At 69.3% G+C, this 19,147-nt stretch carries 17 protein-coding genes; 15 read left to right on the top strand and 2 right to left on the bottom strand.

Annotated elements, in window-relative coordinates:
- The first annotated feature begins 96 nt into the window (after positions 1-96).
- From NVV99_RS03620 to mutM, 8 genes are all read left to right on the top strand, one after another.
- Entirely contained in the window at positions 97-3,498 is a 3,402-nt protein-coding gene (locus NVV99_RS03620; RefSeq protein WP_024100614.1) for a pyruvate carboxylase, read from the top strand.
- The gene (gene rsmD / locus NVV99_RS03615; RefSeq protein WP_006551204.1) at positions 3,495-4,061 is read left to right on the top strand and encodes a 16S rRNA (guanine(966)-N(2))-methyltransferase RsmD; all 567 of its coding nucleotides are present in this window, start codon (positions 3,495-3,497) and stop codon (positions 4,059-4,061) included. The genes NVV99_RS03620 and rsmD overlap by 4 nt, the downstream gene beginning before the upstream one ends.
- The gene (gene coaD / locus NVV99_RS03610) at positions 4,058-4,549 is read left to right on the top strand and encodes a pantetheine-phosphate adenylyltransferase (protein ID WP_006551205.1); all 492 of its coding nucleotides are present in this window, start codon (positions 4,058-4,060) and stop codon (positions 4,547-4,549) included. Before rsmD ends, coaD begins: the two co-directional genes overlap by 4 nt.
- Positions 4,550-4,687: 138 nt before the next feature.
- Positions 4,688-5,446 carry a DivIVA domain-containing protein gene (locus NVV99_RS03605; protein ID WP_024100615.1) on the top strand — a complete coding sequence of 253 codons (759 nt, stop codon included), beginning with the start codon at positions 4,688-4,690 and terminating at the stop codon, positions 5,444-5,446.
- Positions 5,447-5,547: 101 nt separating this feature from the next.
- Complete coding sequence (locus NVV99_RS03600) at positions 5,548-6,162, top strand: DUF177 domain-containing protein (protein ID WP_006551207.1); 615 nt, start codon at positions 5,548-5,550, stop codon at positions 6,160-6,162.
- Between the two features lie 2 nt (positions 6,163-6,164).
- The gene (gene rpmF / locus NVV99_RS03595) at positions 6,165-6,347 is read left to right on the top strand and encodes a 50S ribosomal protein L32 (protein WP_006551208.1); all 183 of its coding nucleotides are present in this window, start codon (positions 6,165-6,167) and stop codon (positions 6,345-6,347) included.
- An 11-nt stretch (positions 6,348-6,358) separates the two neighbouring features.
- A complete protein-coding gene (gene rnc / locus NVV99_RS03590) occupies positions 6,359-7,162 on the top strand; it encodes a ribonuclease III (protein ID WP_006551209.1) in 804 nt (267 codons plus the stop codon).
- Positions 7,163-7,168: 6 nt separating this feature from the next.
- Positions 7,169-8,032: a bifunctional DNA-formamidopyrimidine glycosylase/DNA-(apurinic or apyrimidinic site) lyase gene (gene mutM / locus NVV99_RS03585; protein WP_024100616.1), complete on the top strand. Its 864-nt coding sequence runs from the start codon at positions 7,169-7,171 to the stop codon at positions 8,030-8,032.
- 37 nt (positions 8,033-8,069) lie between these two features.
- On the opposite strand, the gene pcaG is transcribed toward mutM, so the two are convergent.
- Entirely contained in the window at positions 8,070-8,753 is a 684-nt protein-coding gene (pcaG, locus tag NVV99_RS03580; protein ID WP_006551211.1) for a protocatechuate 3,4-dioxygenase subunit alpha, read from the bottom strand.
- Positions 8,750-9,481 carry a protocatechuate 3,4-dioxygenase subunit beta gene (gene pcaH, locus NVV99_RS03575; protein ID WP_006551212.1) on the bottom strand — a complete coding sequence of 244 codons (732 nt, stop codon included), beginning with the start codon at positions 9,479-9,481 and terminating at the stop codon, positions 8,750-8,752. Before pcaH ends, pcaG begins: the two co-directional genes overlap by 4 nt.
- A gap of 94 nt (positions 9,482-9,575) precedes the next feature.
- Between pcaH and NVV99_RS03570 the strand changes: the two genes are divergently transcribed.
- The 7 genes from NVV99_RS03570 (at position 9,576) to NVV99_RS03540 (ending at position 19,118) form a co-directional block, all read left to right on the top strand.
- Positions 9,576-10,547, top strand: coding sequence for a LysR substrate-binding domain-containing protein (locus NVV99_RS03570; RefSeq protein WP_024100618.1), 972 nt, complete (start codon positions 9,576-9,578; stop codon positions 10,545-10,547).
- Positions 10,540-10,977: an OsmC family protein gene (locus NVV99_RS03565; RefSeq protein WP_006551214.1), complete on the top strand. Its 438-nt coding sequence runs from the start codon at positions 10,540-10,542 to the stop codon at positions 10,975-10,977. The genes NVV99_RS03570 and NVV99_RS03565 overlap by 8 nt, the downstream gene beginning before the upstream one ends.
- Before the next feature lie 3 nt (positions 10,978-10,980).
- Positions 10,981-11,268: an acylphosphatase gene (locus tag NVV99_RS03560; protein WP_024100619.1), complete on the top strand. Its 288-nt coding sequence runs from the start codon at positions 10,981-10,983 to the stop codon at positions 11,266-11,268.
- Between the two features lie 87 nt (positions 11,269-11,355).
- Complete coding sequence (locus tag NVV99_RS03555; RefSeq protein ID WP_193903589.1) at positions 11,356-12,330, top strand: SMP-30/gluconolactonase/LRE family protein; 975 nt, start codon at positions 11,356-11,358, stop codon at positions 12,328-12,330.
- A 36-nt stretch (positions 12,331-12,366) separates the two neighbouring features.
- Entirely contained in the window at positions 12,367-15,993 is a 3,627-nt protein-coding gene (smc, locus tag NVV99_RS03550; RefSeq protein ID WP_024100621.1) for a chromosome segregation protein SMC, read from the top strand.
- Positions 15,994-16,005: 12 nt separating this feature from the next.
- Complete coding sequence (gene ftsY, locus NVV99_RS03545; RefSeq protein WP_024100622.1) at positions 16,006-17,589, top strand: signal recognition particle-docking protein FtsY; 1,584 nt, start codon at positions 16,006-16,008, stop codon at positions 17,587-17,589.
- Positions 17,590-17,810: 221 nt separating this feature from the next.
- Positions 17,811-19,118 (top strand): ammonium transporter, encoded by a 1,308-nt coding sequence (locus NVV99_RS03540; RefSeq protein WP_006551219.1) that lies wholly within the window; start codon positions 17,811-17,813, stop codon positions 19,116-19,118.
- Positions 19,119-19,147 lie beyond the last annotated feature (29 nt).

Below are 19,147 nucleotides of genomic sequence, written 5' to 3'. Positions count from 1 at the left end.
CGACTGCATCGTTCCAGTCGTGCCATCCGGGCGCCTTGTCCCACGATGTGGAACGCGCGTCGAAGGCGGCATGTTACGTCGCGGTACCGTCGACCAATGTTCTCGAAAGTGCTTGTCGCCAACCGTGGCGAGATCGCGATCCGCGCATTCCGTGCCGCCTACGAACTGGGTGCCGGGACGGTCGCGGTGTTCCCGTACGAAGACCGGAACTCCCTGCACCGGTTGAAGGCCGACGAGGCCTATCAGATCGGTGAGGAGGGGCACCCGGTCCGCGCATATCTGTCGGTCGAGAAGATCGTCGAAGCGGCCGTGTCGGCCGGTGCCGACGCGATCTACCCCGGCTACGGGTTCCTCTCCGAGAATCCGGACCTCGCCGCGGCGTGCGCCGAAGCGGGCATCACCTTCGTCGGTCCGTCGGCGGAGATCCTCGAGCTGACGGGCAACAAGGCCCGCGCGATCGCCTCGGCGAAGGCCGCCGGCCTCCCGGTGCTGGCGTCGTCGGAGCCGTCGTCGGACGTCGACGAGCTGGTCGCCGCCTCGGAAACGATGAACTTCCCGGTCTTCGTCAAGGCTGTCGCCGGCGGTGGCGGACGCGGCATGCGCCGGGTCGCCGAGCCCTCCCAACTGCGCGAGGCCATCGAAGCCGCCTCCCGCGAGGCCGACGCGGCCTTCGGTGATCCCACCGTCTTCCTGGAGCAGGCCGTGGTCAACCCGCGGCACATCGAGGTGCAGATCCTCGCCGACAAGCACGGCAACGTCATCCACCTGTACGAGCGCGACTGCTCGGTGCAGCGCCGCCACCAGAAGGTCATCGAGCTCGCCCCCGCCCCGAATCTCGATCCCGAGCTTCGCGACCGCATCTGCGCCGACGCCGTCGCCTTCGCCAAGGAGATCGGCTACCAGTGCGCGGGCACCGTCGAGTTCCTCGTCGACGAACGCGGCAACCACGTGTTCATCGAGATGAACCCGCGTATCCAGGTCGAGCACACGGTCACCGAGGAGATCACCGACGTCGACCTCGTGCAGTCCCAGTTGCGCATCGCCGCAGGCGAGTCGCTCGAGGAACTGGGCCTGTCGCAGGAGGGCATCACCATCCGCGGCGCGGCGCTGCAGTGCCGCATCACCACCGAGGACCCGGCCAACGGGTTCCGTCCGGACACCGGCCGCATCACCGGCTACCGCACTCCGGGCGGTGCCGGTATCCGTCTCGACGGCGGCACCTCGGTCGGCGCGGAGATCTCCGCCCACTTCGACTCGATGCTCGTCAAGCTCACCTGCCGCGGCCGCAACTTCGAGACCGCCGTCGCCCGCGCGCGCCGCGCGGTCGCGGAGTTCCGTATCCGCGGTGTCGCCACGAACATCCCGTTCCTGCAGGCGGTGCTCGACGACGAGGACTTCCGCGGCGGCAACGTCAACACCTCGTTCATCGAGGAGCGCCCGCACCTGCTGACTCTGCGCTCGTCCGCCGACCGCGGCACCAAGATCCTGCGGTACCTCGCCGACGTGACGGTGAACAAGCCGCACGGCGAGCGCACCACCACGGTCTACCCGCACGACAAGCTGCCCGCGATCGACCTGAACGCCGAGCCGCCGGCCGGTTCGCGTCAGCGTCTGCTCGAGCTCGGACCCGAGGGCTTCGCCCGTGCGCTGCGTGACCAGAAGGCGATCGGCGTCACCGACACCACCTTCCGCGACGCCCACCAGTCGCTGCTCGCGACCCGCGTGCGCAGCAAGGACCTGCTGACGGTGGCCGGGCACGTGGCCCGGATGACGCCGCAGCTGCTGTCGATCGAGGCGTGGGGCGGCGCGACCTACGACGTCGCACTGCGCTTCCTGCACGAGGATCCGTGGGAGCGGCTCGCGGCGCTGCGCGAGGCGATCCCGAACATCAACCTGCAGATGCTGCTGCGCGGACGCAACACCGTCGGCTACACCCCCTACCCGGAGGCCGTCACCCGTGCCTTCGTGCAGGAGGCCGCCGACACCGGCATCGACATCTTCCGCATCTTCGACGCGCTGAACAACGTCGACCAGATGCGTCCGGCGATCGACGCGGTGCGCGAGACCGGCACCACCCTCGCCGAGGTCGCGATGTCCTACACCGGCGACCTGTCGAACCCGAACGAGTCGATCTACACGCTCGACTACTACCTGCGTCTGGCCGAGGAGATCGTCGAGGCCGGTGCGCACGTCCTGGCCATCAAGGACATGGCGGGTCTGCTGCGCGCCCCGGCCGCCGCGACGCTCGTGTCGGCGCTGCGGAGCAACTTCGATCTGCCGGTGCACGTGCACACGCACGACACCCCGGGCGGTCAGCTCGCCACCTACCTCGCGGCCTGGCACGCCGGTGCCGACGCGGTCGACGGTGCGTCCGCGGCGCTGGCCGGTACGACGAGCCAGCCCGCCCTGTCGGCGATCGTCGCCGCCGCGGCGAACAGCGAGTTCGACACCGGCCTCGATCTGCAGGCCGTGTGCGATCTCGAGCCGTACTGGGAGGCGCTGCGCAAGGTGTACGCACCGTTCGAGTCGGGGCTGCCCGCTCCGACCGGCCGCGTCTACACCCACGAGATCCCCGGCGGTCAGCTGTCGAACCTGCGCCAGCAGGCCATCGCGCTGGGCCTCGGCGACCGCTTCGAGGAGGTCGAGGCCGCCTACGCCGGCGCCGACCGCCTCCTGGGCCGCCTGATCAAGGTCACGCCGTCGAGCAAGGTCGTCGGCGACCTCGCGCTGCACCTCGTGGGCGCGGGGGTCTCGGTCGACGACTTCGCCGCCGAGCCCGGCAAGTACGACATCCCCGATTCGGTGATCGGCTTCCTGCGCGGCGATCTCGGGACCCCGGCCGGCGGCTGGCCCGAGCCCTTCCGCAGCAAGGCGCTGTCGGGCCGCGCCGAACCCAAGCCGATCACTCCGCTCGCGCCGGAGGAGGAGAAGGCCCTCGGCGGTTCGTCCGACGAGCGTCGCCGCATGCTCAACCGCCTGCTCTTCCCGGGCCCCGCGAAGGAGTTCGAGCAGCATCGCGAGACCTACGGCGACACCACCGAGCTGTCGGCCAACCAGTTCTTCTACGGTCTGCGGCACGGCGACGAGCACCGGGTGCGCCTGGACAAGGGTGTCGAACTGCTCATCGGCCTCGAGGCGATCTCCGATGCCGACGAGAAGGGTTACCGCACGGTCATGTGCATCCTCAACGGGCAGCTGCGCCCGGTGTCGGTGCGCGACCGCTCGGTGGCCGCGGAGACCCCGGCCGCGGAGAAGGCCGACCGCAACCATCCCGGTCACGTCGCGGCGCCGTTCGCCGGCATGGTCACCCTCGTCGTGTCCGAGGGCGACAGCGTCTCGGCGGGCGACACCGTCGCCACGATCGAGGCCATGAAGATGGAGGCCGCGATCACCGCGCCGCGCGGCGGCCGCATCACGCGCGTCGCGATCGGGCCGGTGCAACAGGTCGAAGGTGGCGACCTGCTCGTCGAGGTGTCCACGGGAGACAGCGCCGAGTGACACGGATCGTCGCCGGCCGGGCAGGGGGGCGGCGCCTGAAGGTGCCGCCCCGCGGAACCCGGCCCACCTCCGAACGGGTGCGCGAAGCCCTGTTCAGTTCGCTCGACGCACGCATGGACATCGACGGGGCCGCCGTCCTCGACCTCTACGCGGGGTCGGGGGCGCTCGGCCTCGAGGCGCTGTCCCGCGGCGCCGAGCACGCGATGCTCGTCGAGTCCGACGCGAAGGCGGCGGGCGTGATCCGCGAGAACATCGCGACGGTCGGACTGTCCGGTGCGGTGCTGCGCACCGCACCGGTATCCGCCGTGCTTGCGGGCACCCCCGACCGCGTCTACGACCTCGTCCTGGCCGACCCGCCCTACGCCGTGACCGAGGAGGCCGTCACCGGCGTGCTCGGGACGCTGGTGTCCGGAGGTTGGGTCGAGGACGGCTCGATCGTCGTGGTCGAACGGTCGTCGCGATCACCGGAAACGGTGTGGCCGCAGGGATTCGAGGTCGGCAGGTCGAAGCGCTACGGCGAGACGAGAGTGGAAATCGCCACCTGCTACGGTGCTGGGTCATGAGCCGCGCGGTCTGCCCAGGATCCTTCGACCCGGTCACCAACGGACACCTCGACGTCATCGGCAGGGTCTCGGCCCAGTTCGACGAGGTCGTCGTGACCGTCACGATCAATCCCAACAAGCAGGGGATGTTCACGATCGACGAACGCCTCGAGATGCTCACCGAGGCCACGTCGCACCTGCCGAACGTCACGGTCGACGCCTGGCAGGGCCTGCTCGTCGACTACGCCCGCGAGCGGGGGATCACCGCGATCGTCAAGGGCCTGCGCGGCGCCAACGATTTCGACTACGAGCTGCAGATGGCGCAGATGAACCACAAGCTCACCGGCGTCGACACGCTGTTCGTCGCCACCAACCCGGTCTACAGCTACCTTTCGAGCTCGCTCGTCAAGGAGGTCGCGACCTACGGTGGCGACGTCTCCGAGATGCTGCCGGGCTCCGTGCACGATCGTCTGCTCACGCGCCTGGCCGAACGGGCCGCCGCGAAATAGACCGGACCCTCCGCACGGCCTGTGACGGCCGTATCCCGACACACCGAGCGCAGGGCACACGAGCGTGCCCTGCGCTGCGGCAGACTGGACGGCGGCGCGGCCGCACCGGTCGTGTCGAGCGAGTGATTGGGGTTGGGCGTGTACCGGGTATTCGAGGCACTCGACGAGCTGGTCGCAATCGTCGAAGAGGCACGTAGCGTTCCGATGACGGCGAGCTGCGTGGTACCGCGCGGCGATGTCCTCGAATTGCTCGACGACGTGCGCGATGCGCTGCCGCCCGAACTCGACGACGCGCAGGACGTCCTCGATCACCGTGACAAGCTGATCAACGACGCGCGGGCTCAGGCCGACAAGACGGTCGGGGACGCCGACGAGGAGGCACGCACCCTCCTCGAGGACGCGCGCGCCGACGCCGACCGCATGCTCGCGGACGCGAAGGCCCAAGCGGACCGGATGGTCAAGGAGGCCCGCGCCCACGCCGAGGAACTGGTGCGCGATGCGCAGGCCGAGGCCGACGATCTCGTCGCCGAGGGCAACAAACAGTACGAGAGCGTGACCGGGCGTGCCCGCATCGAGGCCGACCGTCTGGTCGAGTCCGGGCAGGCGTCCTACGAGCGTTCCGTGGCCGAGGGCGAGGCCGAGAAGGCACGTCTGGTGTCGCAGACCGAGGTCGTGCAGGCCGCACACGCCGAGTCGGCGCGTGTCATCGATTCGGCCCACGCCGAGTCCGACCGTCTCCGGACCGAGTGCGACGAGTACATCGACGGCAAGCTGGGAGAGTTCGAGGAACTGCTCGGCACCACGCTGCGGTCCGTCGGTCGCGGCCGGCAGCAGCTGCGGCTGTCGGGTGCTCCCGACTTCGCGGAGGCCGACCACCGGGCGAGCCGTCGCCGCTGACCCGCGGGATTTTCGCTCCTGCCGCCCATCGCGTATCATGGAGCGGTTGCCCTATCACGACCGAGTCGTGTCCTGCGTCGTCCTAAGAAGGTGAGTTCCCCGTGTCCACCCGTGATTCCAGCACGTCCCGTTCCGGCCGGGACTCGGGGCTGGTGTTCGACACGCTCTCCCTGGGCCGCCGGCCCGGTTCGATGCGTACGGTCGAGCGGAAGGTGCCGTCACCCTCGCGCATCGGGCTCGATCTGATCGCGATCGAGGAAGGCTCCGAGATCGATCTCGATCTCCGCCTGGAGTCGGTGTCCGAGGGCGTCCTGGTCACCGGTAGTGTTCGTGTCGACGCCCTCGGCGAGTGCTCTCGATGCCTCGAGTCGTTCACCGAGCCGGTGGACGTGTACCTCACCGAGCTGTTCGCCTACCCGAACAGCGTCACTGAGCAGACCACCGAGGACGACGAGGTGTACCGCGTCGAGAACGATCTGATCGATCTCGAACCGGTCCTCGTGAACGCGGTTGGTCTGGAACTTCCGCTGCAGCCGTTGTGTAGTGACGACTGTGCGGGATTGTGCCCCGAATGCGGCATTCGCCTGGCGATTGCAGAATCCGGGCACCGTCATGAGACAATGGATCCTCGCTGGGCTGGGTTGGCAGCCAAGTTCGGCGCGGGCTCCGAAGAACCCAGCAGTCAAATCGACAGCTCGAACAACGAGGAGAAGTAGACGTGGCCGTCCCCAAGCGCAGAATGTCGCGTTCCAACACCCGGTCGCGGCGCAGCCAGTGGAACACCACTGCGCCGACGCTCGTCACCTGCCCGAACCGGGGTTGCGGAGAGAAGAAGCTGCCCCACGTGGCGTGCCCGTCGTGCGGCACCTACAACGGCCGTCAGGTGACCGCGCCCGTCTAATCGGTATTCACGTGACGAGCAAGTCCTCCGAAACAGCTACCGAGGGCGGCGAAGAGAGCCACGAGTCTCTCCTCGCCGCCCTCGGCGTGCCTCTGGACGCAGAACTCCTGTCCTTGGCGCTCACCCACCGCTCGTACGCCTACGAGAACGGCGGATTGCCCACCAACGAACGTCTCGAGTTCCTCGGCGATGCCGTCCTCGGGCTCGCGGTGACCGAAAAGCTCTACCTCACCCACCCGGACAAGTCCGAGGGCGAACTCGCCAAGATCCGCGCGAGCGTTGTCAACATGCACGCGCTCGCCGAGGTGGCGCGCGGCCTCGGAGAAGGCGGGCTCGGAGTGCATCTCCTGCTCGGCAAGGGCGAGGAACTGACGGGCGGACGCGACAAGGCCAGCATCCTGGCCGACGGAATGGAATCGCTCCTCGGCGCCGTCCATCTCGCGCACGGCATCGACGTCGCGCGCGAAGTGGTTCTGCGCCTGTTCGCCGCACTGCTCGAACGCGGCCCGCGCCTAGGTGCCGGTCTGGACTGGAAGACGAGTCTGCAGGAACTCACCGCCGAGCGCGGTCTCGGTGTTCCCGCCTACGAGATCACCGCCACCGGTCCGGATCACGACAAGGAATTCACCGCCACCGCCCTCATCGGTGGCAATCCCTACGGCACCGGTGTCGGACGCACCAAGAAGGAAGCCGAGCAGAAGGCCGCGTCGGCCGCATGGAACGCGCTGACCGAGGGCACTGCTGCCGAGACCGGTGATGCCGGGGCTTCCGACCAGCAGTCCGGATCCGCCGACACGCCCACCGAGGACAACTGACCGCAGGTGCCCGAACTTCCCGAGGTCGAGGTGGTCCGTCGCGGACTCGACGCGCACGTCGTCGGCGCGACTGTGGACTCGGTGCAGGTGCTGCATCCGCGTGCCGTCCGACGGCACGAGCCCGGTCCGCGCGATCTCGCACTGCAGGTGACCGGTCAGAAGGTCGCTTCGGTCGAGCGCCGCGGCAAGTACATGTGGCTCGTGCTCGAACCGGCCGATCTGGCTCTCGTGGTGCATCTGGGGATGAGCGGGCAGATGCTCGTGCAGCCTCCGACCGTGCCGGACGAGAAGCATCTGCGTATCCGCGCCGTCCTCGACAACGGTGCCGATCTGCGTTTCGTCGACCAGCGCACCTTCGGAGGCTGGGCCCTGGCCCCGCTCGTGGAGGTGGACGGTGATCGTCTGCCGCTGCCGGTCGCGCACATCGCCCGCGACCCGATGGATCCCCGGTTCCACCCGGATGCGGTCGTGGCCGTGCTGCGCACCAAGCACACCGAGATCAAGCGTGCGCTGCTCGACCAGACCGTCGTCTCCGGCATCGGCAACATCTACGCCGACGAAGCGCTGTGGCGCGCAAGGATTCACGGCAACCGGCCCACCGACGCGCTGTCGCGTCCGAAGCTCCGGTCGGCTCTCGATGCGGCCACCGAGGTGATGGCGGAGGCCCTCGGGCAGGGTGGTACGTCGTTCGACGCCCTGTACGTCAACGTCAACGGGGAGTCCGGCTACTTCGAGCGTTCCCTGAACGTCTACGGACGCGAGAACGAGCCGTGCCGACGCTGCGGCGCGCCGATCCGCCGCGAGAAGTTCATGAACCGCTCGTCGTACAGCTGCCCGAAGTGTCAGCCACGACCGCGAACGACCCGGTAGCGCACGCGCATACCGGGCCGTTCGGAAAGGTGGTGGTTCAGATGTCGAAGAAGACCGTCTCGGCGCCACCGTCCGGAGTGTCCTGCAGCCGGATGTCGATCGTGTAGACGGTGCGTCCGTCGCGCTCGGAACGCGACGCGATCAGGGTGTTGCGCCGCACCTCCCATTCGATGCCCTTCAGGACGGGATCCTCGGCGTTGAGCCCGGCCTCGTCCTCGAAGTAGACCCGCGTGTGCAGCCCGAGGTTGATGCCGCGCGCGAAGATCACCAGCAGGATGTGGGGTGCCGAGACGGAGCCGTCGGGGTTGGTGACGGCCCCGGGCTTGATCGTCTCGATCGTGAACACGCCCGTCTCGAAGTCGCCGCCGGTGCGTCCCCAGCCGCGGAAGTTCGGATCGAGATCCTTGTCCTGTGCGTCGTCCGGATGTGCGTACCGGCCGTGCGCGTTCGCCTGCCAGCTCTCGAGCAGGGCGTCGCGCACCGGGGTGCCGGTGCCGTCGATGACGCGGCCCTCCAACACGATTCGCTCGCCCTCGGTCTCGTCGGTGACGAGGACGTTGCCGAAGTTGTTGTCGAAGATGTCGAAGCCGGCCTGCTGCGGCGCGAGCCCGATGTGGACGTACGGGCCGCCGGTCTGCGAGGGCGTTTCCGGGAAACGCGTGACCATCGCGCGGGGGAGCAGCGGGGGCACGGGCCGGTAGGGATCGGTGGGCAGGCTCATCGCGGGGCTCCCGGGAGGTCGGTGTTCTCGAAGAAGGTGGCGCGGCGACCGCGCAGGGTGATGTCCCAGCGGTAGGCGCGGGCGTCGAACGGCGCGTTGGAGGCGGGGTCCTCCTGGGCGATCAGGCTGCGGAGCTGATCCACGGTCGGGATCGTCCGCGCGATCGGGCACTTCTCGATGAGCGGGTCGCCCTCGAAGTACAGCTGGGTGATCAGGCGCTGCGCCCACCCACGGCCGAGGATCGACACGTGGATGTGCGCCGGGCGCCAGGCGTTGCGGCTGTTGCCCCACGGATATGCGCCGGGTTTGATCGTCCGGAACTGGTAGTAGCCGTTCGCGTCCGTGAGCATCCGCCCGCAACCGCCGAAGTTCGGATCGATGGGAGCGAGATAGGTGTCCTTCTTGTGGCGGTACCGGCCACCGGCGTTGGCCTGCCACACCTCGACGAGTGCGCCCTCGACCGGATTGCCGAACTCGTCCTTGACGAAGCCGTGGACGATGATGCGCTCACCGATCGGCAGGCCGTCCTTCGAGAAGTTCAGGATCAGGTCGTTGTCGAGGGCGCCGAGCTCGTCGCTGCGGAAGACGGGTCCGGTGATCTCCGACAGGGTCGGCTTCGGCGTGATGAGCGCGTTGCGCGGTGCGCGCAGCACCGACGTGCGGTAGCCGGGGGTGAGCGCGGGTGGGTGCAGTGTGTGGTCGCGCTCGACGTATTCGCCGGTGGACATGCGATCTCCGATCTCTGAGCTGTGGACACAACCATAAGGTGAATAAAAACTCATGTAAATTGACAAAAAGGCAGTTGATTCATAACTTTCTGTAATGCAATCCGCGTTCGGTCCGTCCTCGTCCGTCCCGGAGCAGGTGCGACGCATCCGCCTCCGGCACCTGAGATGTTTCGTCACCGTCGCGCGCGAGGGGCAGGTCGGTCGGGCCGCCGAGCTGTTGCAGCTGAGTCAGCCGGCCGTCACGAAGACACTCAACGAGCTCGAGGTGCTCGCCGGAGCGAAACTCCTCGACCGCGGCCGACACGGTGCGCGCCTCACCGCGGCGGGTCACCGCTTCCTGCGATACGCGCAGGACGTCACCACCTCACTGGACGCAGCTGTGGCCGCACTGGCGGGAGCGGCCGAACCTGCCCGCGAGCCGCTGCGGATCGGGTCCCTACCCACCGTGGCCGGGTACGTACTCCCCGAAGCTCTGGCGGAGCTGCGCCGCGTGCGCGCCGATCTGGACATCCGGATCCGCACCGACCCCAATGCCGTCCTGCTGTCGGCGCTCGCCGCCGGCGCCCTCGACGTCGTCCTCGGGCGCATGGCCGAACCGTCCCGGATGGTGGGGCTGTCGTTCGAGCTCCTGTACGCCGAGACGCTGATCCTCGTCGTCCGGCCCGGCCACCCCCTCGCCGGGCGTTCCGTCTCCGTCGCCGACACGCTCGAACACCCCCTGGTGGTCGCGACCAGCGGAACCGTACCGCGCCACGCGACCGAGGCATTGTTCGAACGTCACGGCCTGCGACTGCCGGTCGGGCTGATCGAGACACTCGACCTCGCCGTGGCACGCGGGGTGGTGCGGCGCAGCGACGCCGTGTGGATCACCACCGAACGCGCGGCCCGGGACGACCTCGCCGACGGCGTGGTCCGGCGCCTGGACGTACCCACCGCGGGCACCGTCGAACCGGTCGGAGTGCTGCGACGCAGTGCCGACGCGTCGTCCGCCGAGGTCGAGGACTTCGTGACCATCCTGCGCGACATCCCGGTCGACGGGACATGGCAGGATTTCCTCCATGGCTGACCAGACTTCCGACCTTCCCACCACCGAGCTGTGGGTCGAGCGCACCGGCACGCGCCGTTACACCGGACGCAGCTCCCGCGGCGCCGAGGTGCTCATCGGCTCGGAGAGCGTCGAGGGCGTCTTCACCCCGGGCGAGCTGCTCAAGATCGCGCTCGCCGCGTGCTCCGGCATGGCTTCGGACTTCCCGCTGTCCCGCCGGCTCGGCGACGACTACGACGCGACGATCCGCGTCTCCGGTGCCGCCGACCGCGAGAACGAGGTCTACCCGCACCTCGAGGAGGAGATGGTCCTCGACCTGTCGGAGCTCGACGCAGACGCACGGGACCGCCTCATCGCCCTCGTCGAACGCTCCGTCGACAAGGTGTGCACGGTGGGTCGCACGCTCGAGGCGGGCACCGAGGTCTCGCTGACGATCACCCCTGAGGACTGATCGATGAGCGCCCCCGCAGACGTCGAACGGCTCACGGCGTGGGTGCACGGCCGCGTCCAGGGGGTCGGTTTCCGCTGGTTCACGCGTGCCCGCGCACTCGAACTCGGTCTCGTCGGGCACGCGACGAATCATCCCGACGGTCGCGTCATGGTCGTGGCCGAGGGCCCCCGGCCGGCACTCGAACAGCTCCTCGCGTGGCTGCGGTCCGACGACACCCCCGGTGAGGTGCGGCTCGTCGTCGACTCGTGGGATCCCGCGCGCGGCGACCTCGACGGTTTCGTCGAACGTTGACGTCCGTCCTGTTTGTCCGTTCGGCTTGGTATCCTGTCGCGATCGGGTGCACGCGGCCGGGGGTCGCGGTCGGCGAGGGGGAGACATATGGGCAGGCGTGCACGTTCGACGATGGTGGCGGCAGCAGCCGCCGCTGTGGCAGTGGCACCCCTGGCCGCAGCACCGGCGGCGGCCGGTCCCGCTGCCACAGCACCGGCGGCGGCCGGTCCCGCTGCCACAGCACCGGCGGCGGCCGGTCCGGCTGCCTGCGCACCGCGGTCCGTCACGACGGTCGCGTCGGGGCTCGGTGTCCTCGAGAACCTTGCGTTCGACGAGCGGGGCAGTCTGCTCGTCTCGGACACCTCCTTCGTCGGCCCCGGAGCGCTGCGCCGGATCACTCCCGACGGCAGCGTGACCACCGTGCTGTCCGAGGTGACCGGTCCGGGCGGCATCGTCGTCGACGTTCCCACCGTGTACCTGAACGTGGGCAACACGACCGTCTCGGGGCTGGCCGGGATCGCCGACGGCACGATCGACACGCTCGACCTCGATACGGGTGAACGCGGCACCCACGGCACCGGGCTGGTCATGCCCAACGGCCTCGGCCGGCTGTCGGACGGATCGATGCTCACCTCACGCGATCTCGGCGAGGTCGGACTCACCCTCGTGCCCGCCGGCGGTGGCGAGGCCCGCGTCGTCCGTACCGATCTCGGATCCGTCAACGGCATCGCCGTCGACGGCGACACCGTCTACACCGTGACGACCTTCGAGAACGTCAACCGGCTCCACATCCTCGACGCACGCGACCTCGAAGGACCCGTGCGCAGCATCGACCTGCCCGGGCCGGGGCTGCTCTCTATGCCCGACGACCTCACGATCGGTCCCGACGGCGCGCTGTACATCGCGCTCAACCTCGCCGGCGCGGTCCTGCGGGTCGATCCGGCGACCGGGCACAGCTGCCGCATCGCCGAGGGCATCCCGCTGATGTCCTCGCTCGCCTTCGGTTCGGGACCGGGCTGGGACCCGAACGTCCTGTACACGACCGGTTTCGACGGGACGGTCCGCGCGGTGCACCCGGCCTAGGAAAGCAGTCACAACCCGCCGGTAGAGTTCTCACCCATGTACCTCAAGAGTCTGACGTTGAAGGGCTTCAAGTCCTTCGCCTCGTTGACGACTCTCCGTTTCGAACCGGGTATCACCTGTGTGGTGGGCCCCAACGGGTCCGGCAAGTCGAACGTCGTCGACGCACTCACCTGGGTGATGGGGGAGCAGGGCGCCAAGGCCCTGCGCGGCGGCAAGATGCAGGACGTCATCTTCGCCGGAACCGCCGGCCGCCCGCCGCTCGGACGCGCCGAGGTCACGCTCACCATCGACAACTCCGACGGTGCGCTGCCCATCGAGTACTCCGAGGTCTCCGTCACTCGCCGCATGTTCCGCGACGGCGCGGGCGAATACGAGATCAACGGCAGTTCCTGCCGTCTCATGGACGTACAGGAACTGTTGTCCGACTCCGGTATCGGCCGCGAGATGCACGTCATCGTCGGTCAGGGCCGCCTCGCCGCGATCCTCGAATCCCGCCCGGAGGACCGACGCGCCTTCATCGAGGAGGCCGCCGGCGTCCTCAAGCACCGCAAGCGCAAGGAAAAGGCGCTGCGCAAGCTCGACTCGATGCAGGCCAACCTCGCGCGCCTCACCGACCTCACCGCTGAGCTGCGCCGCCAGCTCAAACCGCTCGGCCGGCAGGCCGAGGTCGCGCGTCGCGCCCAGACCATCCAGGCCGACCTGCGCGACGCGCGGTTACGTCTGGCCGCCGACGACCTCGTCACGCGCCGCGCCGAACTCGCCGGGCACGACGAGCAGGAAAAGATGGTCCGGGAGCGGCTCGACACCGTGCTCGCGGCCTTCGACGACGCTAACGCCGAACTCGCCCGCCACGAACAGGCCCTCGCGCAGCTCACTCCCGGTGCCGAAGCGGCGTCGCAGACCTGGTTCCGCCTGTCCGCCCTCGCCGAGCGCGTCTCGGCGACCGTGCGGGTCGCGCAGGAACGCGCCCGGCACCTGCACGCCGAACCCGAGGACCGTTCCGGTCAGGATCCCGACGAGATGGAAGCCCGTGCCGACCGGATCGCCGCCGAGGAAGCGGAACTGGTCGAGGCCGTCGAGATCGCGCACGGAGCCCTCGAGGCGGCCCGCGAGCAGCTCGCCGCGCAGGAGGAGGCCGCAGCGGCCGCCGAACGCGCACATCTGGCCGCGGTGCGTGCCGTCGCCGACCGGCGCGAGGGCCTCGCGCGTCTCGCAGGCCAGGTCGAGACGATGCGCACCCGCGCCGAATCGATCGACGCGGAGATCGCACGCCTGACCGTCGCCATCGAGGAGGCCCGGCTCCGCGGCGTCGCCGCACAGGCCGAGTTCGAGACCGCTCAGGCACGCATCGACGATCTCGACGCCGGTGAGATCGACGCCGACGCGCAGCACGAACGAGCGCTGGAAGCACAGCGGCTCGCCGACGAGCGGGTCACCGAACTCCAGGAGGCAGAACGCGCCGCGGGCAAGGTGGTCGCCTCGCTCGGCGCCCGTATCGAAGCCCTGTCGATGGGACTCGAACGCACCGACGGCGCGGCCTGGCTGATCGACACGCGTTCCGGCGACGGACTCGTGGGGCGCCTCGCCGACCGGCTCCGGGTGTCCTCGGGATACGAGGCCGCCGTCGCAGCTGCCTTCGGCGCCGCGGCCGACGCCCTCGAGGTGGAGTCGGCCGACGCCGCGATCTCGGCGGTCGCAGCGCTCGCCGAAGCTGACCAGGGCCGGGTGGCATTCGTCCTGCCCGGCACTGCCGGTCCCACCGACACCGGCGACCTGCCGTCCGGTGCCCGATGGCTCCGCGAGGTCGTCGAGTGCCCTGCCGACCTGCGCGGAGGCGTCGACGGCCTGCTGGCCCGCACCGTCGTGGTCGACGACCTGCCCACTGCCCTCGGGGTCTGCGCTGCCCGGCCCGATCTGCGCGCCGTGACGCGCGGAGGAGACCTCGCCGGCGCGGGCTGGGTGGTCGGCGGCTCGCACCGCGCCCCGAGCACCCTCGAGATCCAGGCGGCGATCGACACCTCCCGTGCCGGCCTCGAACAGGCCGAACGTCGCTCCGAGGAACTGGCCGCAGCCCTCGCGGGCGCACTCGCGGAACAGGCCGAACGCGCCGAACACGTCGAACAGACCCTTGCCGCGCTCAACGAGTCCGACGCGGCGATGTCGGCCGTCTACGAACAACTCGGTCGGCTCGGCCAGGCGGCACGCACCGCTCACGCCGAATCCGGACGCCTCGCAGCCCAACGCACGGAGGCAGAGAAGGAACGCGACGCGGCACGGGAGAAGCTGGTCGAGCTCGAGGAGCGACTGCGCCTGGCCGAGGACGACTCGGCCGGAAGTAGCGACGGTGCGGGCACCGATCACACCGCCGCCGAGCGGGAGATGGCCGCGACCGCGCTCGCCGAGGTCCGGGCCGTCGAGGTCGAGGCGCGACTCGCGGCACGCACGGCCGAGGAACGTGCCGAAGCGCTTCGGGGCAAAGCGGATTCGCTCCGCCGCGCCGCGCAGGCCGAGCGCGAGGCCCGCGCTCGTGCCGAACGTGCCCGCGTCGCGCGTCGTCAGGCGGCGGCCGTCGCCGCGGCGGTGGCCGAATCAGGGCAGCGACTCGCCGAACAACTCGAGGTGGCCGTAGCGACGGCACTCGCACAGCGCGACGACCTGAACCGGCGCCGCGCCGAATGCGCCGAGCAACTCGAACGGGCCCGCGAACTCGTCCGCGAACTGTCCGTGCAGCGCGACCAGCTCACCGACGCGGTGCATCGCGACGAAGTGGCCCGGGCGCAGGCCTCGCTCCGGATCGAGCAACTCGAACAGACCATCCTCGAGCAGCACGGCATCGCCCTCGACGACCTCGTGGCCGAGTACGGCCCCGACGTGCCGCTGCCGCCGACGCCGCTGGAGATGGCCGAGTACGAGCAGGCCCGCGAACGCGGCGAACAGGTCGTCGCTCCCCAACCGATGCCCTACGACCGGGTCACCCAGGAGCGGCGGGCCAAGCGCGCCGAGAAGGATCTCGCGACGCTCGGACGCGTCAACCCGCTCGCACTGGAGGAGTTCGCGGCGCTCGAGGAGCGGTACAACTTCCTGTCTACCCAGCTCGAGGACGTCAAGAGCGCCCGCAAGGACCTGCTCGCTGTCGTCGAGGAGGTCGACGCGCGAATCCTGCAGGTGTTCACCGAGGCGTACGCCGACGTCGAGCGCGAGTTCGAACAGGTCTTCGCGAAGTTGTTCCCCGGCGGTGAGGGGCGGCTCGTGCTCACCGACCCGAGCGACATGCTCACCACCGGCATCGAGGTCGAGGCCCGCCCGCCGGGCAAGAAGGTCAAGCGCCTGTCGCTGCTGTCGGGCGGCGAGAAGTCCCTGACCGCGGTGGCGATGCTGGTCGCGATCTTCCGGGCCCGTCCGTCGCCCTTTTACGTGATGGACGAGGTCGAGGCCGCGCTCGACGACACCAACCTGCGACGGTTGATCGGGCTGTTCGAGCAGCTGCGCGAGAAGTCCCAACTCATCGTCATCACCCACCAGAAGCCGACGATGGAGGTCGCCGACGCGCTGTACGGCGTGAGCATGCGGGGCGACGGCATCACCCGGGTCATCTCGCAGCGACTGCGCGGACGCGAGATCGCGACACCGGTCCCCGAACCGGAGGAAGAGCTCCAGGCCTGACAGTATGGGTGCGTGAGTACCGGAGCCTGGATAGTCATCGCCGCCGCGCTGGCGGTCGTTCTCGTCGCGCTCGTCGTCGGTCTGACCCTCTACCGGCGGCGGCAGGTGTCGCTGAAGGCGCCCGAGACCCCGCAGCTCGATTCCGCCGAGACAAAGGACCGCTCGGGCGGTTACAAGGCGCAGAGCGGATTCAGTTTCTCGCAGGGCACGGCCGCGCCACCGGCGCCGGCCCCCCGACCTGCGCCGAAACCGGCACCGAAGCCTGCGGTGAAGCCGGAGCCGGCGCCCCGCACGGTGCCGTTGCCGGAGGAGATCACCGAAGCTCCGCCGAGCGCACCCGCACCCGCCGAGCCGAAGGCGGAACCTGCGCCCGCGCCGAAGGCGGAACCGAAGCCCGAGCCGAAGGCGGAACCGAAGCCCGAGCCGAAGGTCGAGCCCAAGCCCGAGCCGGAGCCTGCGGAGCCGAAGCCTGCCGAACCGGAGCCGGTCGAGCCCGAGGTCGCCCCGGAGCCGGAGCGTCCCGCTCCGGAGCCCGTCGAGCCCGAGGTCGAGCCCGCCCCGGCGACAGAGACCGTTGCCGAACCCGAGGTCACCGAACCCGAGGTCGTCGAACCGGAAATCGTCGAACCGGCCGGACCGGCCGCTGTTCCTCCGGCAGCCCCGATCGAGGAGATCGAACCCACCGCAGGTCGCCTTGTCCGCCTGCGCGGCCGTCTGGCCCGCTCGCAGTCGGCGGTCGGCAAGAGCCTGCTCGGCCTGCTCGGTGGTGGCGATCTCGACGAGGACTCCTGGGAGGAGATCGAGGACACGCTGCTCGTGGCCGACCTCGGTGCCGCGACGACCACCAAGATCGTCGACCGTCTGCGTGAGGAGATGGTCGTGAACAACGTGCGCAGCGAGGCCGACGCCCGCGCCGTGCTGCGCAGCGTGCTTGTCGATGAGCTCCGCCCCGAGCTCGACCGCTCCATCCGTGCCCTCCCGCACGAGGACCATCCCGCGGTGCTGCTCGTCGTCGGTGTCAACGGCACCGGAAAGACCACGACGACCGGCAAGCTCGCCCGCGTGCTCGTCGCGGACGGACGCCGGGTGCTGCTCGGTGCCGCCGACACCTTCCGTGCCGCGGCCGCCGACCAGCTGCAGACCTGGGCCGAACGCGTCGGCGCCGAGGTCGTCCGCGGCAAGGAGGCCGCCGATCCGGCCGCGGTGGCGTTCGATGCCGTCGCGAGGGGCATCGACAACGGTGTCGACGCGGTCCTCGTCGACACCGCCGGCCGCCTGCACACCAAGACCGGCCTGATGGACGAGCTCGGCAAGGTCAAGCGCGTCGTGGAGAAGAAGGCCGCCGTCGACGAGGTTCTGCTCGTCCTCGACGCGACGATCGGCCAGAACGGTCTGATGCAGGCCCGCGTGTTCGCCGAGGTCGTCGACATCACCGGTGTGGTGCTCACCAAGCTCGACGGAACCGCCAAGGGCGGCATCGTCTTCCAGGTGCAGCACGAACTCGGCGTCCCGGTGAAGCTGGTGGGTCTCGGTGAGGGCGCCGACGATCTCGCCCCCTTCGAACCGGAAGCCTTCGTGGACGCCCTGTTGGGCTGATCCGCACCGCGTCCGTTGTTCCGGCCGCTGTCCGCTCATGCGGGCAGCGGCCGGTTCCGTCGGTGGGGATGCGGTGTCCGAAAAGTGTGAAACAAGGATGAAACAAGGTCGGTTCCTGCGTTCACGCCCACGAAACAGCGCGGCGCCTCCACGGAAACATCCGGGCAGCAAGCTTTCCCTCGACAACGCGCCGCTCGGCGCGGCCTACAGGGAGGTTGCAAGTGGAGGAAGTGGTGAACACCGGCGACGCAGCGTGGATGCTGATAGCAGCGTCGCTCGTGCTTCTGATGACCCCGGGCCTGGCGTTCTTCTACGGCGGGATGTCCCGTTCCAAGTCCGTGCTCAACATGATGATGATGTCCTTCGGCGCGATGGCCGTGATCGGGGTCATCTACGTCCTGTGGGGCTGGTCGATGTCCTACGGAAACGAGAGCGTCCTCGGGATCTTCGCGAACCCCTTCGAGCAGTTCGGTCTGCAGGGAGCCATGTACGGCGAGGATGGTGAGTTCCTTGCAAGTGGTTCGGGCAACTACCCGCAGATCATCGACATCGGTTTCCAGGTGACCTTCGCGATCATCACCACCGCCCTGATCAGCGGTGCGCTGGCCGAGCGCGTGAAGTTCGGTACGTGGATGGCGTTCGCGGCCATCTGGGTCACCTGCGCCTACTTCCCGCTCGCCCACATGGTGTGGGGTGGCGGCCTGCTCTCGGGCTCCGAGGACAGCATCGCAGCGGCCATGTTCGGCACCGTCGAGGACGGCGGAGAGGTCAGCGCCGCGGTGGAGCCGATCGACTTCGCCGGTGGCACGGTCGTGCACATCAACGCCGGTATCGCCGCTCTCGTCCTGGCCGTCGTCATCGGCAAGCGTGCCGGCTTCGGTCGCACCGCCTTCCGTCCGCACAACCTGCCGTTCGTCATGCTCGGTGCCGCGCTGCTGTGGTTCGGATGGTTCGGCTTCAACGCCGGTTCGGCCTTCGCCGCCGACGGTACTGCCGGCCTGGCCTGGGTCAACACCACCACCGCCACTGCCGCCGCCATCCTCGGCTGGCTCCTCACCGAGCGCATCCGTGACGGCAAGGCCACCAGTCTCGGTGCCGCGTCCGGTACCGTCGCCGGCCTGGTCGCCATCACCCCCGCTGCCGGCTCGCTGAGCCCGGTCGGATCGATCGCCCTCGGCGTCATCGCCGGTGTCCTGTCCGCCCTCGCGGTGGGTCTGAAGTACAAGTTCGGTTACGACGACTCGCTCGACGTCGTGGGTGTCCACCTCGTGTCCGGCCTGTGGGGCACGGTCGCCATCGGCTTCCTCGGCACCGAGACCGGATTGTTCTACGGTGGCGATTACAAGCAGCTCGTCATCCAGATCGTCATCGCAGTCGTCGCCCTGGTGTTCACCGCCGTCGTCACCGCAGTGATCGCCTTCGCACTCAAGCCCATGGGCTGGCGTGTGAGCGACGAGGAAGAGGCCCGCGGTATCGACGAAGCCGAACATGCGGAATCCGCATACGACTTCGCGCCGGCTCTCAAGTGATAAGAAGACCACGACAGTGAGCAGGGATG

This window comes from Rhodococcus sp. PAE-6 (assembly GCF_025290685.1).
Taxonomy (GTDB): Bacteria; Actinomycetota; Actinomycetes; order Mycobacteriales; family Mycobacteriaceae; genus Rhodococcus; species Rhodococcus pyridinivorans.
Note: the sequence above shows the minus strand (reverse complement) of the source record. Positions and strands in the feature narration are given on the sequence as shown.